The sequence below is a fragment of the Bartonella sp. TT110JLCBS genome, assembly GCF_042193405.1.
Lineage (GTDB): Bacteria > Pseudomonadota > Alphaproteobacteria > Rhizobiales > Rhizobiaceae > Bartonella.
The window spans coordinates 1-546 of record NZ_JBHILT010000316.1 but is presented as its reverse complement, the minus strand read 5'-3'; the positions used below and the strand labels follow the sequence as shown (position 1 = coordinate 546).

Here is a 546-nt window from a genome sequence, read left to right as displayed (position 1 = left end):
ACTCACAGCAGAATCGACCGAAGCGGTCAATGGTTCCCAACTTTTGGCAACAAATACTGAAATTAATGAAGTAAGAGGCAGTATTCTTCTTAAGAAAAATGATGAGACAAAAGTTATCACTATTGGTAAGGATCTATGGGAACGATTTGATCTTGATTTTAGCGGCCCTAAAAGCGACCCTCGGACCATTTCAGGTGTGGGCGCTGGAATGCTTTCGGAAGAGTCGACGGAAGCAGTCAATGGTTCTCAGTTGTTTACTACAAATCAAAATGTTACAACTGTAGCCACGAATATAGCCAAGTATTTAGGTGGTGGCGCTAAATATGAAAATGGCGCGTGGACCGCTCCTAAATTTACTGTTAAGTCCGTTAAGGATGATGGCGAAACAGAAAACAAAGAATATCCTGATGTAGCGGATGCACTTGCCGGTGTTGGAAGTTCTATCACGAATGTTCAGAATAAATTGACTGAACAGGTTAATAATGTGATTACCAAAGTGGAAAGCGAGAGCTTTGTTCAGCAAGATAAGACAACGAGTCGTCTCAC

Annotated in this window: 1 pseudogene; it reads left to right on the top strand. The window is 41.8% G+C overall.

The features are described 5' to 3' along the window. Positions 1-546 (top strand): annotated as a pseudogene (locus ACFILW_RS11095) (hypothetical protein); the annotation flags it as partial.